Here is a 14,332-nt window from a genome sequence, read left to right as displayed (position 1 = left end):
AATAAAATCGTTTGTTTAAAGAAAAAATAGAAAAAACGCCTTACAATAAGGCGTTTTTTCTATTTTCTGCGTATTTATAATATCGTTTTAGTGAAACTTTTGATTTGAATCCAGCTAGTTTTATAATTTCTGATTCCGGCGTTTCTTTTTTTATTAAGTTTAAAATATAGGTGTTACGAAAGTGTTGCCCTGAGATTCCTTTGCGTAAATTAGCTCTAGCTACTTCAAGGCGAATCATTTTTTGGATAGCGATTTCTGTTAATCCCTTCGGTGAATCATTTTCGTATACCCATCTGTATGTTCCGCGGTTAAAATCGAATGCGACAAACAGTGGGTCATTACTATGGTATTTTGGACGAACGGGTTCAGGGATGCTTTTGTAGTATGTGTATAATTGCTTTTTGTCTTCTTTTGTTAATGTAATCGTTCTTTCTACTCCTGCGGTTGCTGGGATAGATAATGTATTAGTTTCAAAGTGAACATGATACATAGTTAATGCTGTAAGCTCTTGTAGGGATAAACCATAGTCAATTAATAGGTTTAAAATAGTGATATTACGATCCATCAATAAAGGTCGTACAGGACGTTGTTTTTCTGATAGTCCTTCCAATGAAGTGACGATACGCTTTAATTTTTTTTCTTCATTAGATGAAATAAAATCTTCATTTCGTAGTGCGCGATCTGGTTGAATGGAAATTTCCATATTCTTTAATGGATTAGGGATGTTTAGGAAATGATTCATTCTATTTAGTACAATAAATACACGATGCATCGTCTTTTCTGAGTAGTTTCGATTCGTTTTTAAGTCAGAAAAGTAATCTTCGTAGTCTTTTGTACAAAGTGTAGCCCATATATTACTGGAAGGGAGCTTTTTGTTTTTTTCTAACCAATGTCCGAAATCTTCAATGTCATAAACATAACGTTTAATGGTTGAGGTTTTTCGGCCTTTATTCAATAAAAAAATAGAAAAGGCTTGTATTGTATCATGGAATTCCGTTGTCTCCATAGTCCCACCACCTTAATTATTTCTTATATTATAGCAAATTTTTCTGAAAATAGGCATTTGTAAGAAGGACGGGAATAATAATATGTGTTGAGTGGATAAAGTGAAACTTTAATCAGTGGGGGGGTGTTCATCCTCCGCTGATTATCAGCCCACACCAATCGGGCATTTACGGGCAGTTATCCCCCGCCTAACTTCCTCGCATTCGCTGAATTTTGAGGTGGGAGTCTTACTGCCTGCAAATTGCGGGATAAAATGAGGTGATTGTATGGAACAATCGATGCGAAAGAAAAATAATAATCAAATTAATATTGTGTTAAACCATCGAAAGAAAATTTCTTTACCAGCATCAGAAAATAAAACGGAAATTTCAAATGAAACTACAATTAAACATGAGATGCTGCAAAGAATTGAAGAAGAGATGGGGAAACTCGTTGGGATGGATGATATAAAAAAGATAATAAAAGAAATATATGCTTGGATTTATGTAAATAAAAAAAGACAAGAAATGGGATTGAAATCTGAGAAGCAAGTACTCCATATGTTGTTTAAAGGGAATCCAGGTACAGGAAAGACAACTGTTGCTAGAATGATAGGGAAATTGTTGTTTGAGATGAATATTCTATCAAAAGGGCATTTAGTTGAAGCGGAACGTGCTGATCTTGTAGGAGAATACATTGGCCATACGGCTCAAAAAACAAGAGATTTAATAAAAAAAGCAATGGGAGGTATTTTGTTTATTGATGAGGCGTATTCTTTAGCTCGAGGTGGAGAGAAGGATTTTGGAAAGGAAGCAATTGATACGCTCGTAAAGCATATGGAGGATAAACAACATGGTTTTGTATTGATTTTGGCTGGGTATTCAAGAGAGATGAATCACTTCCTTTCATTAAATCCAGGACTGCAATCTCGTTTTCCGTTTATTATTGAGTTTGCGGATTATTCGGTAAATCAGTTGTTGGAAATTGGGAAGAGAATGTATGAAGAGCGTGAATACCAGTTATCAAAGGAAGCGGAATGGAAATTTAGAGATCATTTACATGCTGTAAAGTATTCGTCGCAAATTACATCGTTTAGTAATGGCCGATACGTACGGAATATTGTTGAAAAATCGATTCGTACACAGGCTATGCGGTTGTTGCAAGAAGATACGTATGATAAGTATGATTTAATTGGAATATCAAGTGTTGATTTAATGTTGGAAGAGGAGACGCACAGTACATAAACTGTGCGTCTGTTTTTTGTGCATATGTTCGTTTATTCTTTTTTTTCTTTTTCTTGGTGAGATTTATGGAAACGTTCCATTTTAGCGCTCTTTTCGTGTGCTGAATTAGAATCGTGCCCAAATTGGTTTACTGAGCTTTTTTGAGCTCCTTTATTAACGTGGTTTGTCATTTGTATTCACCTCACTTTAAAAATTAGTATAAACATTAAGTAAAGAAAAAATCGTTAGAAAAGAAAAACCTCTTTACGATATGTAAAGAGGTTAGAATTGCTATTTATGCATTGAACGTTCGTTTGTGTCGATACGTCGATGCGGTAAATGCCATTTGTAATGAATAGAAAGCATGCGGAAGCAAACAATTAAAATGAATAAGGTGTAAAGAGCCCAATCACTAACAATAATTTGAGCCCCAATTAAGAAGCCTGCTAGAATCGTCCAAAAAGCATATACTTCAGCTCGAAGGACGAGAGGTTTTCTACGGGCTAAAAGATCGCGAATAATCCCGCCGCCAATACCGGTTAAAACAGCTGCTACGATTGTAGCGCTAATGGGTAAATTTAGTTTTTGAGCATATAATGCCCCTTGTATGGCGAATGCTGATAAGCCGATAGCGTCAGTAATGTTTTCCCATTTTTTCCAATGTTTAATTAATTTATTTGGAAAAAGAAAAATAATTGTCATTGATAAAAGTGCGATTTGGAATAACATGTCTTGTTGCCAAAACGCGACAATCGGATAACCGATTAGTAAATTACGAAGGGCACCTCCCCCAAATGCGGTTGCCATTCCTAAAATATACACCCCGAAAATGTCATAATCCTCTTCCATTGCAACAATGGCTCCGCTTAGTGCGAATGCGATTGTGCCTATGATGCTAAAAATCTCCCATGCCATGAATTTTCTCCCCCGCTAACTAGATGAAATGTGCTTCCTCTGCTATTATATTAGAAGGTTTAAATTTCGAAAAGGATGAGTGAACATATTTGATGGAAGAAAAAGAAAAAGTCATATTAGTAGGCTGTCAATTACAGCAAGATGACGATGAACAGTTTATGCATTCCATGAAAGAACTTGCATCGTTAGCAAAGACTGCGCGAGCGAAAGTGTTAGTGTCAACAACGCAAAAACGACCGAAGTTTCATCCAGTGACTTATATAGGTAAAGGTAAATTAGAAGAGCTTACAATGTTAACAGAAGAATTAGAGCCGGATGTTATTATATTTAATAACGAGTTAACGCCGAGTCAAATTCGGAATTTATCCTCAGTATTAGATGCAAGAGTAATCGATCGAACGCAACTCATATTAGATATTTTTGCGCAACGTGCGAAGTCGAGAGAGGGTAAGCTTCAAGTGGAGTTAGCCCAGTTGCAATATACAATGCCGCGTCTAATGGGGCAAGGTTTGTCTTTATCACGTCTTGGTGGTGGTATTGGAACAAGAGGGCCGGGTGAGACGAAACTTGAGACGGATCGTCGTCATATTCGATCGCGTATTGATGAAATAAAGAAACAACTTGCGGTTGTTGTGGAACATCGAAAAAGATACCGTGAGAGAAGAAAAGACAATAAAGTATTTCAAGTTTCATTAATAGGATATACAAATGCAGGGAAATCGACGCTATTTAATAGATTAACGGAAGCGGATACGTTTGAAGAAAACTTATTGTTTGCAACGTTAGATCCGACAACAAGGAAGATGCCGTTACCTTATGGTTATACAGTGTTGCTAACTGATACGGTTGGTTTTATACAAGATTTACCTACGTCGTTAATTGCAGCTTTTCGTTCAACACTAGAAGAAGCTGGTGAAGCAGATGTTATTTTACATGTTGTTGATTCTGCAGATCCAAACTATGTAGGGCATGAGAAAACGGTAAAGAAGTTATTGTCAGAACTTGAAATTAATCATATTCCGATTATTACGTTATACAATAAAAAAGATGCATTACATCAAAATTTTATTCCGTTTCCGAAAAGCGACTTCTTAATGACTAGTGCTTTTGAAGAAATCGATTTATTACATATAAAAGAAGCGATAGAAACGAAAATGAAGGAAGAAATGGATCCATATCAAGTGGAGATTCCTCCGAGTGAAGGTAAGTTGTTAACGTTATTAAAGACGGAAACTCTATTAACAAAGATGGAATTTCTGGAAGATAAATTTGTATATAGTTGTACAGGATATATATTTGCCTATTCGCCATATAATGGGCAGTTAAAGAGATTTTTAGTGGAAGAAGGAGAAAATGATAATGTTTGATCGTTTAAAAAATGGAGAAAAAATGGCTCCTATTGTAAAAGAAGTAGAAAGTCAAATTACAGAAGTGCATAAACGTGCAGATGAAGTGATTGAAAGTAATCAATTTCGTGTATTAGAAAATTTTCGTAAACATAAAATTAGTGACTCGCATTTTATTCCAACGACTGGCTATGGATATGACGATATTGGTCGTGACACATTAGAAAAAGTGTATGCTGATGTATTTGGAGCGGAAGCGGGTCTTGTTCGTCCGCAAATTATTTCGGGGACTCATGCGATTTCAACAGCTTTATTTGGTATTTTACGTCCGGGAGATGAGCTACTATACATAACGGGGAAACCGTATGATACGTTAGAGGAAATCGTTGGTGTACGCGGAAAAGGTGTAGGGTCATTTAAAGAATATAATATCGGTTATAACGCAGTTTCGTTAACGGAAGAGGGGCTTGTGGACTTTGAAGCTGTTGCGGCTGCGATTCATAGTAATACGAAGATGATTGGTATTCAGCGCTCAAAGGGATATGCTACTCGTCCGTCGTTTACTATTTCTCAAATTAAAGAGATGATTTCGTTTGTTAAGGAAATTAAACCTGATGTAGTTGTATTTGTTGACAACTGTTATGGCGAGTTTATTGAAGAACAAGAGCCGTGCCATGTAGGTGCAGATTTAATGGCGGGCTCGCTTATTAAAAACCCAGGCGGTGGAATCGTTAAAACTGGTGGTTACATTGTTGGGAAAGAACAATATGTTGAAGCATGTGCATATCGTTTAACATCTCCAGGGATTGGTGCTGAAGCAGGGGCATCTTTATACAGTTTACAAGAAATGTACCAAGGGTTCTTCTTAGCGCCGCATGTAGCGGGACAAGCACTAAAAGGTGCAATCTTTACAGCGGCATTTTTAGAAAAGTTAGGAATGAACACGTCACCAGCGTGGAATGCGCCAAGAACGGACTTAATTCAATCTGTTCAATTCGATGATAAAGATCGTATGATTGCCTTTTGTCAAGCGATTCAATATGCATCTCCGATTAATTCTCATTTCACTCCGTACGCAAACTATATGCCGGGTTATGAAGATGATGTAATTATGGCTGCGGGAACGTTTATTCAAGGTGCAAGTATTGAATTGTCGGCTGATGGCCCAATTCGTCCGCCTTACGTTGCTTATGTACAGGGTGGATTAACGTATTCTCATGTGAAGATTGCAATTTGTTCTGCGATTGATGCGTTAATCGAAAAAAAATTATTAACAATTTCTTAAAGGGAAGCTGTCGATTTCGGCAGCTTTTTTCGTGTAAAAGTAATGATTTGTGCCATTAGAAAAAAGAATGAAAAAAAACTTTAAAAAATCATGTAAGAAAAGCTAACATCTATTGACACTAAACATAACATAATATAAAATGAGAAGCAGTTAAGGCGAAGGAGGAACTGAAACAATGAAAGAAGATAGACGTTCTGCCCCGCTGTTTCCTATTGGTATTGTTATGGATTTAACACAATTGTCTGCACGTCAAATTCGCTACTATGAAGAGCACAATCTTGTTTCTCCAACCCGTACAAAGGGGAATCGTAGATTATTTTCATTTAACGATGTAGATAAGTTGTTAGAGATTAAAGATTTATTAGATCAAGGCTTAAATATGGCTGGTATTAAGCAAGTGTTACTAATGAAAGAAAATCAAACAGAAGCAGTGAAAGTAAAAGAAGAAACGAAAGAAATTTCAAAAACGGAGCTTCGCAAAATACTTCGAGATGAACTACAACATACAGGTAGATTTAATCGAACTTCATTGCGACAAGGTGACATTTCAAGGTTTTTTCACTAAAGATAACTGATTCTGAAGGTGTTTAGAGGGACTAAGGAGGAATTTATAATGGCTAGGTACACAAAAGAAGATATTTTCCGTTTGGCGAAAGAAGAGAATGTAAAGTATATCCGTCTGCAATTTACGGACCTTTTAGGAGTAATTAAAAACGTAGAAATTCCAGTGAGCCAATTAACAAAAGCTCTTGATAACAAAATGATGTTTGATGGATCTTCTATTGAAGGTTTCGTACGTATTGAAGAATCTGATATGTATTTATATCCGGATTTAGATACTTGGGTAATTTTCCCTTGGACAGCTGAAAAAGGTAAAGTAGCTCGTTTAATCTGTGATATTTATACTGCAGATGGTGCTCCATTTGACGGAGATCCACGTAACAATTTAAAACGTGTATTAAAAGAAATGGAAGCTTTAGGATTCTCAGATTTCAATCTTGGACCAGAGCCAGAATTCTTCCTATTCAAAGTTGATGAAAAAGGAAATCCAACATTAGAATTAAACGATAACGGTGGATACTTCGACCTTGCGCCGATGGATCTAGGGGAAAACTGTCGTCGTGATATCGTTCTTGAGCTTGAAGAAATGGGCTTTGAAATTGAAGCGTCTCACCATGAAGTTGCACCAGGTCAACACGAAATTGACTTTAAATATGCAAATGCAATTCGCTCATGTGATGACATTCAAACATTCAAACTTGTTGTAAAAACAATTGCTCGTAAACATGGTTTACATGCAACATTTATGCCAAAACCATTATACGGTGTGAACGGTTCAGGTATGCACTGTAACTTATCACTATTTAAAAATGGTGAGAACGTATTCTTCGATCAAAACGGTGATTTACAATTAAGTGATGATGCTCGTCACTTTATCGCAGGTATTTTAAAACATGCACCAGCATTTACAGCGGTAGCAAACCCAACTGTAAACTCTTACAAACGTTTAGTACCTGGATATGAAGCTCCTTGTTACGTAGCATGGTCTGCACAAAACCGTAGCCCATTAGTACGTATCCCTGCATCTCGTGGTATTAGTACACGCGTAGAAGTACGTAGTGTTGACCCAGCTGCAAACCCATATTTAGTAATGGCTACATTATTAGCTGCAGGTCTTGACGGAATTAAAAATAAATTAACTCCACCAGCTGCAGTAGACCGTAACATCTATGTAATGACAAAAGAAGAGCGCGAAGAAGCAGGTATCGTTGACTTACCAGCAACATTAGCGCAAGCGTTAGTTACATTACAATCTAATGAAGTAGTATGCAGTGCACTAGGAGAACATTTACTTGAGCACTTCATCGAAGCAAAAGAAATTGAGTGGGATATCTTCCGCACACAAGTTCACCAATGGGAACGCGATCAATATATGTCTCTATACTAAGAGAGAAAAAAGCCCTGATACTACGGTATCAGGGCTTTTTTCTTTTTTATAAAGTTAACTTCAAGTGGCGCAAAATGAAAAGAAACCACAAAACAGCCACTAAAAATCTTCAGTATAAGAGTATCTTAATAATAGGGATGGTAATTTCAATAAACCTTTATTAGAATCGGTTCTTTTTTCAATAAATTGCTAGCGCTAAAAATTTAATAATTTTTTACTGCTTGTACAACGCGACCAATGATTTTTACATCTTCAGCTGAAAGGTCGTAAGTCTGTGGTTCATGGATAGGATCATTACTCAATGGTATTAAAGTAATGATGCTTCCAGATTTTGAGATTTTTTTCACAGTTGCATCATAACCATTGACTTTTACAACAGCAATTTGCCCATTCTCAACATAAGGAGTTTCTTCTACCAGAACATAAGAACCATCAGGGAATTCGAGATTCATGCTAGTGCCTTTTACAGTAAGATAAAAATACTTTTTACGTTTATTTAAAAATGTACTTAGCATTGGTAAATAACCCTCGATATTTTCTTCGGCGAATATAGGTGTACCGGCTGCGACAGAACCAATGATTGGGATATGGATAATGTTTGATTGGTCGTTTTGAATGGTTTCATAAATAGAAACTTCTTCTTTAACTGTATTATCCCCTTTAGTTGTGAGCACCTCTAAATCATCAGTAGTGATCCCTAATCCCTTACAAACTTTTATTACATTATCAACAGATGCTTTACCGATTCCTCTTGATAACATTGATTGCAGTGTTGTGGGAGGGAGCCCGATTTTTTCTGCGAAAGCTCTTTTGCTATATCCAGCTTCTTTTATTAAGCGTGTTACAATCTTTGCTTTTTCCATAAACTTCACCATCCTTCTTATAAAATGTATACGATATTGAGTATGTTTGTTACTATCATAACTTAGCTGAATTTATAAGTAAATAGTGTTTTGTACGATATTGAGTGTATTTCCCTATTGTATCATTGACTTTGTACGGAAATGCGTATATATTAAAGTGGAAATAAACGCAATTTCGTATAAAAATTAAGGAGGTGAGCTAATGTATCCGAATCTGCGTGCAGAGATGGCGAGAAAAGGGATTGTAATTACCCAAATCTCTTCGCATCTGAATCTTCGCTACGCAACAGTGTGCGACAAAATTAATGGTAAATTTCGTTTTTATTATGATGAGGCTCTTGAAATTAAGGAAACCTTTTTTCCTGATCATAATTTAGAATATCTTTTTGAATTTGAAGAAAACAAGCCGAATTGTAGTGTGAAAAGAAACCCTACTTTTTTGGAACATAAAATATTGAATTTTTAACTCAATAACGAAATTATTAAGCAAAGCTTTATTGGAGAGTTAAGGAAATATTTTATATTAAATCACATAATTTGAATGTTGAGGATTGGTTAATGCCCAAGAAAACTGGTAAATAATAACAATTGATGCAAGGGTATGTAAATGTAAGGAAGGTAATTGAAAATTAAAGATGAGGAGGAGATCAGAATGGATCACTTAACCGAAGTATTAATACATAGTGAACTAGTATTTGAAGTTAATGGTGAGGTAGTAACGGATAGTTTGGTAATTGCGAAAACGTTCGGGAAAGATCATTACTACGTTTTGGAGGATATTGTAAAAATATTGTATATGCGGGTGAAGAATTTGCGCAAGGAAATTCTTACGAGTCCACTTATATCAATTCACAGGGTGAGCGCATGTCTAAATACAATTTAACTGAAGAAGCTTTCGTATTACTTGCTATGGGGTATAACTCTAGAGAAGCTGTGCAAACGAAAATAAAATGTATTGAAGAGTTCAAACGGATGAGGAGGTATATACAAAGTCAGAACAAAATACCAAAGGATGCTATGGGAGTCCTAAAGTTAACGTTTGCAGCTTTAGAAGGACATACGCAAGAAATACAAGAGATTAAGACTGAAGTGAAGGGGTTACGAGAAAACGCTCCGCTATACGCCATTGAATGTGACGAAATAACAAAGGCTGTAAAAAGGTTAGGTTTTTTGTTATTGGGGGGTAAAAATTCGAATTCTTATCAGGATAACAGTCTTAGAAAAAAGCTGTATAGCGATATTTATAGTCAATTACATCGAGAGTTTGGTGTGAATAGTTATAAAGCTATTAAACGTAATCATTTGGATAGAGCTATACAAATAATTAATGAAGAATATTCAATTCCAACAGTTTTAAATGAAGAAATTAAAGTTAAAAACTCACAAATAAATATGGCAGAATTTCAATAGGAGGAAGAAACATGCAACGGAAAATTTTAGTGATTACTGGCAATTTAGTAGGTCTACCAACTGTCAGTGAATTTAAAACAAAAGATGCCGCAAAACAGCAGATTAAAAAGCTTATCCAAAAAGGAATAAGTCCAAATGTTATTCGTATAACACAAGAAATTTCTATGAATATCGAAATTCAAGTTGATGTTGAATTTGAGGAATAAGAAAGATTTAGGAGAAAAAATATGGATAGCATGATGGATTTAAATGAGTACATAAAAAAAGAATCCGTTGCAGCGGATTCTATAAAAAAATATCTCTGAATAAGTATAACATTGAATATCGATTTTGAGAATTTATGAGGTGACTAGTATGGGGATTATTCGAGTGAAAAAAGATAGTAATTATTCCGTCATAAATAATACTGGTTTAAAAGATAAAAGGTTGTCATGGAAGGCAAAAGGAATTTTGGCTTATACACTTACACTACCAGATGATTGGACTTTTCATATTAGTGAATTAGCTCAACATGCAAAGGATGGAGAAGATTCATTACGTACAGGTTTTAAAGAACTAAAAGAATTAGGGTATGTAAAGCGTTATCCCGTTCGTGATGAACATACAAAAAAAATTAAAAGATGGGATACGGAAATTTATGAAACACCACAAAAGAGAATTCCACAAGTGGAAAAGCAAGATGTAGGAAAGCCATATGAGGAAAATCCGACACTACTAAATATCAATAAACTAAATACTAAAATACAAAATACTAATCATGATGATAAGGATAAATTAGAATCTCATATATTATTCGGTAGAGAGTTTAAAAAAAATTATAATTTTTTAAAAGAGAGAGGCATTCCGTTAAGTGAAATTGCATTTACGGAGTTAGGCGATTTTTGTGATTTGTTTAGTAGTGAGTTAATTCAGTATGCAACTAATAAAGCTATTGATGAGAATGCACCAAGATGGAACTACGTTAAAGCTATATTGAGTAATTGGAAGGAGCAAAAAGTTAAAACATTTGCTGATGTGACCGCGCTAGATAGACGTTTCAAAATGAGTAAGAATAAGAAATTTAATGAATCAGGTAGAAATTATTCGACTAGAAAAGAGCTTGTCCCAGATTGGTTATATAAAGATGACGAACACACGAATCAAGAAGTGGAAAGAAAACCCGCGCAGTACACTGAGGAAGAGCGTGAGAGATTAAAAGAGGTATTAAATAAATATAAGTCTTAAGAAAAGATAAAATGGTCGACGACTTTGGTGTTTAAAAATGTATTATCTTAATGCTAAGATTAAATGATTATATTCTTCAAAAATGTTTGATGTATATTAAACATCTTTGAAGATATTCGTGAATGTTTGGAGCAAGTATTAACAATTTGTGATTTCTGTTTGATTATTAATGTCTTACAAGGATTGTTCGAAGGGTGTTTTTCATTATCTATTCAGGAGTTAATTACAGTATTGGAATTCTAAAGAGAAAATGAATTTATAAATAGTAGGAAATGGTTGTGTTTATTAAATGAAAGATGTTCTACAAATAACAAAGATTGAAAAAGCCAATAAGGATATAAGTTTTATTAAATTAGTAGTATTTAAATTTACAAAAAGGAAGTAGGTGAATCGTCAGATGTTTGAATGGCTCAAAGATTATAAGAAGTTAGAAGAAGAAATCGCTTATTTAGAATACAACTTAGACAAATCAAAAGCGGAATTAAAGCGCTGGACTAGTGGGGACTTGCAAAATGTACGATTAACCGCTGAGTCGGAAGGGGCTAAGGTAGAAGACCGGATTGAAGCAATTGAATATGAATTAGCTCATAAGATGAATGAAGAATTTGATTTAAAGCTTTTGATGAATAAGTTTGCAGGACTGGATCATCAAATACTTAAAATGAAATATGTTGATGGAATGACCTTAGAACAAATAGCATTTGAATTGCATTATAGTACAGGCTATATTCGACGCAAACACGCTGAAATAAGAAAAATTGTCAAGTTTTTAGATGGATTTTAATGTTACCTTTTTGTAGGGTACATGCGGTGTACAGAAAGTATTGAAAAAGTGATTTATAGTAGTAATATAAGATTTCGACGAAAGAGCAACTATTTTTATGGCTGCTCTTTTTGTTGTGAAAGAAGGTGAGCAACATGAAGTAATTTTATAAATTAATGAGTATTGGGCTGATAACCATATGTAGTAAAGTAGTAGTTTTTTAGACAAAAATAATAGTGGAATAAGGAGATGATTAGTAATGAGTATACTAGCTGCTTCAGTTAAAACAAAGAATCTGCCACAACAAGTGTTACGTTGGCAATCAATGGTAGAAAGTGAATGTGCTGCACAAGGTGTTTCTGAGTTAGTTCCTTACGTACTTGGAATTATTATGGTGGAAAGTGGAGGGAACTCTGAAACAACACCGGATATTATGCAGTCAAGTGAATCACAAGGGTGGGCGATGAATACAATCAAGAATCCTAAAGATTCAGTGTATTACGGGGTAAAGCATTTAAAAGGAGCCTTTGATGATGCAAAGAAGAATGGTATTACAGATTTAAGTGCTATTGTTCAATCATATAATTTTGGACGAGCTTACCTTCGTTGGTTAGCTTCTAACAATAAACAACATTCATTACCGGTGGCAGATCTGTATTCTAAGACGGTTGTTGCACCATCGCTTGGAAATAAAACTGGCGCTATGGTTAAATATAGTCACCCTATCGCCGTGGCGTACAATGGTGGTTATCGATATAAAAATGGCGGTAATTTTTTCTACGCTGAAATTGTTAAACAATATGTAGATTTTAATGCAGGTGGTGTCCCGCAACCAGAAGGAATTGGGTTCGCAAAGTCAATATACTGGGAAGGTTATGGTATTAACTATCATGATAGACCACATGGCAACTATCAGGGAAACTTTACAACAGCAGCAGAAGTATTATACTGGGGTGCGTACTGGGGAGAAGATAACGATGTGTGGTTAGATTTAGGTAGAAGCCGTTGGGTAAAAGCGGAGCATTATTATTGGAGACCTTTCAAAGCAATATCAAAATATCCAGAAGGATATGGAGTAAACTTTTATGATGGAATTAACGGTTCATACAAAGGACGTATTACTTCAAAAGAACCTCTTACAGTATTCTTCCGTAAAGAAGGCTGGATTGATATTGGTGGGAATAGTTGGGCACCTGAGGAACACTTTGATATTGTAGATATTCGATAAAAAACAACTCTACTAAGAGTTGTTTTTTATTCTTAAACTGTAATGTAGGAAAGAAGAATTAGTCATATAAAATAATAGTCTTTCAAGAGTTTTTGGTAATCTTAATAATATTTAACTTATGGTTAAAAGAATAATATTTTGATGGTAGATAACAATGGAGAAATTCTCTGTTTTGTTCGTTTTAAGGTTGGAAAACCTACAATATATCTAAAAATAATAAATATAGAAAATATAAAATAGAAAGGAAGATTCATATGGCAACATTTATTTATCCAACAAATACAACGAGAGTAACAAGTGGTTTTAGAGGTGACAGACCAGATCATCATGGGGTAGATCTTGCTGAAGCAGGCTATCATCCGATTTATGCAGCGGCTAGTGGGAAAGTTAGTCGTTCGTATTTTTCATCTAGTTACGGTGAATGTATTATGATTGTTCATAATATTAATGGAGTTACATGGGAAACTGTATACGCTCACATGCGAAGTGGTTCTCGTACAGTTAAAGAAGGCGATTCTGTTACACAAGGACAAACAATTGGGGTTATGGGAGAAACGGGACAGGCTTATGGTCAGCACTTACATTTTGAAATGCATAAAGGCGGCTGGAATATTAATAAGAGTAATGCTGTGAATCCATTAGACTACTTGGGGAAAGGTGGCGCTGTTGGTACACCGCAACCAGAAGGAATTGGGTTCGCAAAGTCAATATACTGGGAAGGTTATGGTATTAACTATCATGATAGACCACATGGCAACTATCAGGGAAGCTTTACAACAGCAGCAGAAGTATTATACTGGGGTGCGTACTGGGGAGAAGATAATGATGTGTGGTTAGATTTAGGTAGAAGCCGTTGGGTAAAAGCGGAGCATTATTATTGGAGACCTTTCAAAGCAATATCAAAATATCCAGAAGGATATGGGGTAAACTTTTATGATGGAATTAACGGTTCATACAAAGGACGTATTACTTCAAAAGAACCTCTTACAGTATTCTTCCGTAAAGAAGGCTGGATTGATATTGGTGGGAATAGTTGGGCACCTGAGGAACACTTTGACATTGTAGATATTCGATAAAAAACAACTCTATTAAGAGTTGTTTTTTTATTCGTAAATTTTGATATAGGAAAGAAGAGGAATAGAA

15 protein-coding genes and 1 pseudogene are annotated in these 14,332 nt (G+C 35.2%); 12 read left to right on the top strand and 4 right to left on the bottom strand.

Annotated elements, in window-relative coordinates; translation table 11 throughout:
- Nucleotides 1-40 precede the first annotated feature (40 nt).
- On the bottom strand, nucleotides 41-1,006 hold the full coding sequence (locus tag F0362_RS18155) for a tyrosine-type recombinase/integrase (protein WP_000450335.1): 966 nt from the start codon (nucleotides 1,004-1,006) through the stop codon (nucleotides 41-43).
- A 265-nt stretch (nucleotides 1,007-1,271) separates the two neighbouring features.
- On the opposite strand from F0362_RS18155, the gene spoVK reads away from it, so the two are divergent.
- Nucleotides 1,272-2,228, top strand: a complete 957-nt coding sequence (gene spoVK, locus F0362_RS18150; RefSeq protein ID WP_000438193.1) for a stage V sporulation protein K — start codon at nucleotides 1,272-1,274, stop codon at nucleotides 2,226-2,228.
- Nucleotides 2,229-2,260: 32 nt separating this feature from the next.
- Here the strand turns inward: spoVK and F0362_RS30595 are convergent, their stop codons facing one another.
- Both F0362_RS30595 and F0362_RS18145 read right to left on the bottom strand, forming a co-directional pair.
- Nucleotides 2,261-2,398 (bottom strand): hypothetical protein, encoded by a 138-nt coding sequence (locus F0362_RS30595; RefSeq protein ID WP_000181509.1) that lies wholly within the window; start codon nucleotides 2,396-2,398, stop codon nucleotides 2,261-2,263.
- A 100-nt stretch (nucleotides 2,399-2,498) separates the two neighbouring features.
- Entirely contained in the window at nucleotides 2,499-3,122 is a 624-nt protein-coding gene (locus F0362_RS18145) for a trimeric intracellular cation channel family protein (protein WP_000312260.1), read from the bottom strand.
- A gap of 92 nt (nucleotides 3,123-3,214) precedes the next feature.
- Between F0362_RS18145 and hflX the strand changes: the two genes are divergently transcribed.
- The 4 genes from hflX to glnA all read left to right on the top strand — a co-directional run bounded on the left by hflX (nucleotide 3,215) and on the right by glnA (nucleotide 7,701).
- Entirely contained in the window at nucleotides 3,215-4,489 is a 1,275-nt protein-coding gene (gene hflX / locus F0362_RS18140; RefSeq protein ID WP_000391426.1) for a GTPase HflX, read from the top strand.
- Nucleotides 4,482-5,753 (top strand): methionine gamma-lyase family protein, encoded by a 1,272-nt coding sequence (locus tag F0362_RS18135; protein WP_000460314.1) that lies wholly within the window; start codon nucleotides 4,482-4,484, stop codon nucleotides 5,751-5,753. The genes hflX and F0362_RS18135 overlap by 8 nt, the downstream gene beginning before the upstream one ends.
- 175 nt (nucleotides 5,754-5,928) lie before the next feature.
- The gene (glnR, locus tag F0362_RS18130; protein WP_000656783.1) at nucleotides 5,929-6,318 is read left to right on the top strand and encodes a transcriptional repressor GlnR; all 390 of its coding nucleotides are present in this window, start codon (nucleotides 5,929-5,931) and stop codon (nucleotides 6,316-6,318) included.
- A 48-nt stretch (nucleotides 6,319-6,366) separates the two neighbouring features.
- On the top strand, nucleotides 6,367-7,701 hold the full coding sequence (gene glnA, locus F0362_RS18125) for a type I glutamate--ammonia ligase (RefSeq protein ID WP_000135333.1): 1,335 nt from the start codon (nucleotides 6,367-6,369) through the stop codon (nucleotides 7,699-7,701).
- A 203-nt stretch (nucleotides 7,702-7,904) separates the two neighbouring features.
- Here the strand turns inward: glnA and F0362_RS18120 are convergent, their stop codons facing one another.
- Nucleotides 7,905-8,564, bottom strand: a complete 660-nt coding sequence (locus tag F0362_RS18120; RefSeq protein WP_000409433.1) for a LexA family protein — start codon at nucleotides 8,562-8,564, stop codon at nucleotides 7,905-7,907.
- A gap of 202 nt (nucleotides 8,565-8,766) precedes the next feature.
- Between F0362_RS18120 and F0362_RS18115 the strand changes: the two genes are divergently transcribed.
- From F0362_RS18115 to F0362_RS18085, 7 genes and pseudogenes are all read left to right on the top strand, one after another.
- Entirely contained in the window at nucleotides 8,767-9,030 is a 264-nt protein-coding gene (locus tag F0362_RS18115) for a helix-turn-helix domain-containing protein (protein ID WP_000283429.1), read from the top strand.
- A gap of 186 nt (nucleotides 9,031-9,216) precedes the next feature.
- Nucleotides 9,217-9,974, top strand: a pseudogene (locus tag F0362_RS18110) (ORF6C domain-containing protein).
- Nucleotides 9,975-9,985: 11 nt separating this feature from the next.
- A complete protein-coding gene (locus F0362_RS18105) occupies nucleotides 9,986-10,180 on the top strand; it encodes a hypothetical protein (protein ID WP_001189063.1) in 195 nt (64 codons plus the stop codon).
- 148 nt (nucleotides 10,181-10,328) lie between these two features.
- Entirely contained in the window at nucleotides 10,329-11,198 is an 870-nt protein-coding gene (locus F0362_RS18100) for a DnaD domain protein (RefSeq protein WP_000511428.1), read from the top strand.
- A gap of 397 nt (nucleotides 11,199-11,595) precedes the next feature.
- Entirely contained in the window at nucleotides 11,596-11,982 is a 387-nt protein-coding gene (locus tag F0362_RS18095; RefSeq protein ID WP_000464429.1) for a hypothetical protein, read from the top strand.
- A 238-nt stretch (nucleotides 11,983-12,220) separates the two neighbouring features.
- Nucleotides 12,221-13,189: a lysozyme family protein gene (locus F0362_RS18090; RefSeq protein WP_000025071.1), complete on the top strand. Its 969-nt coding sequence runs from the start codon at nucleotides 12,221-12,223 to the stop codon at nucleotides 13,187-13,189.
- 254 nt (nucleotides 13,190-13,443) lie between these two features.
- Complete coding sequence (locus F0362_RS18085) at nucleotides 13,444-14,265, top strand: M23 family metallopeptidase (RefSeq protein WP_000190134.1); 822 nt, start codon at nucleotides 13,444-13,446, stop codon at nucleotides 14,263-14,265.
- Nucleotides 14,266-14,332 lie beyond the last annotated feature (67 nt).

This window comes from Bacillus sp. BS98 (assembly GCF_008432245.1).
Lineage (GTDB): Bacteria > Bacillota > Bacilli > Bacillales > Bacillaceae_G > Bacillus_A > Bacillus_A toyonensis.
The sequence above is the reverse complement of the archived record's forward strand: the minus strand, read 5'-3'. Positions and strand labels throughout refer to the sequence as shown.

Coding starts and splice junctions, on each gene's coding strand:
- F0362_RS18155 (WP_000450335.1), bottom strand. CDS start 1,006: ATGGAGACAACGGAATTCCATGATACAATACAAGCCTTTTCTATTTTT.
- spoVK (WP_000438193.1), top strand. CDS start 1,272: ATGGAACAATCGATGCGAAAGAAAAATAATAATCAAATTAATATTGTG.
- F0362_RS30595 (WP_000181509.1), bottom strand. CDS start 2,398: ATGACAAACCACGTTAATAAAGGAGCTCAAAAAAGCTCAGTAAACCAA.
- F0362_RS18145 (WP_000312260.1), bottom strand. CDS start 3,122: ATGGCATGGGAGATTTTTAGCATCATAGGCACAATCGCATTCGCACTA.
- hflX (WP_000391426.1), top strand. CDS start 3,215: ATGGAAGAAAAAGAAAAAGTCATATTAGTAGGCTGTCAATTACAGCAA.
- F0362_RS18135 (WP_000460314.1), top strand. CDS start 4,482: ATGTTTGATCGTTTAAAAAATGGAGAAAAAATGGCTCCTATTGTAAAA.
- glnR (WP_000656783.1), top strand. CDS start 5,929: ATGAAAGAAGATAGACGTTCTGCCCCGCTGTTTCCTATTGGTATTGTT.
- glnA (WP_000135333.1), top strand. CDS start 6,367: ATGGCTAGGTACACAAAAGAAGATATTTTCCGTTTGGCGAAAGAAGAG.
- F0362_RS18120 (WP_000409433.1), bottom strand. CDS start 8,564: ATGGAAAAAGCAAAGATTGTAACACGCTTAATAAAAGAAGCTGGATAT.
- F0362_RS18115 (WP_000283429.1), top strand. CDS start 8,767: ATGTATCCGAATCTGCGTGCAGAGATGGCGAGAAAAGGGATTGTAATT.
- F0362_RS18105 (WP_001189063.1), top strand. CDS start 9,986: ATGCAACGGAAAATTTTAGTGATTACTGGCAATTTAGTAGGTCTACCA.
- F0362_RS18100 (WP_000511428.1), top strand. CDS start 10,329: ATGGGGATTATTCGAGTGAAAAAAGATAGTAATTATTCCGTCATAAAT.
- F0362_RS18095 (WP_000464429.1), top strand. CDS start 11,596: ATGTTTGAATGGCTCAAAGATTATAAGAAGTTAGAAGAAGAAATCGCT.
- F0362_RS18090 (WP_000025071.1), top strand. CDS start 12,221: ATGAGTATACTAGCTGCTTCAGTTAAAACAAAGAATCTGCCACAACAA.
- F0362_RS18085 (WP_000190134.1), top strand. CDS start 13,444: ATGGCAACATTTATTTATCCAACAAATACAACGAGAGTAACAAGTGGT.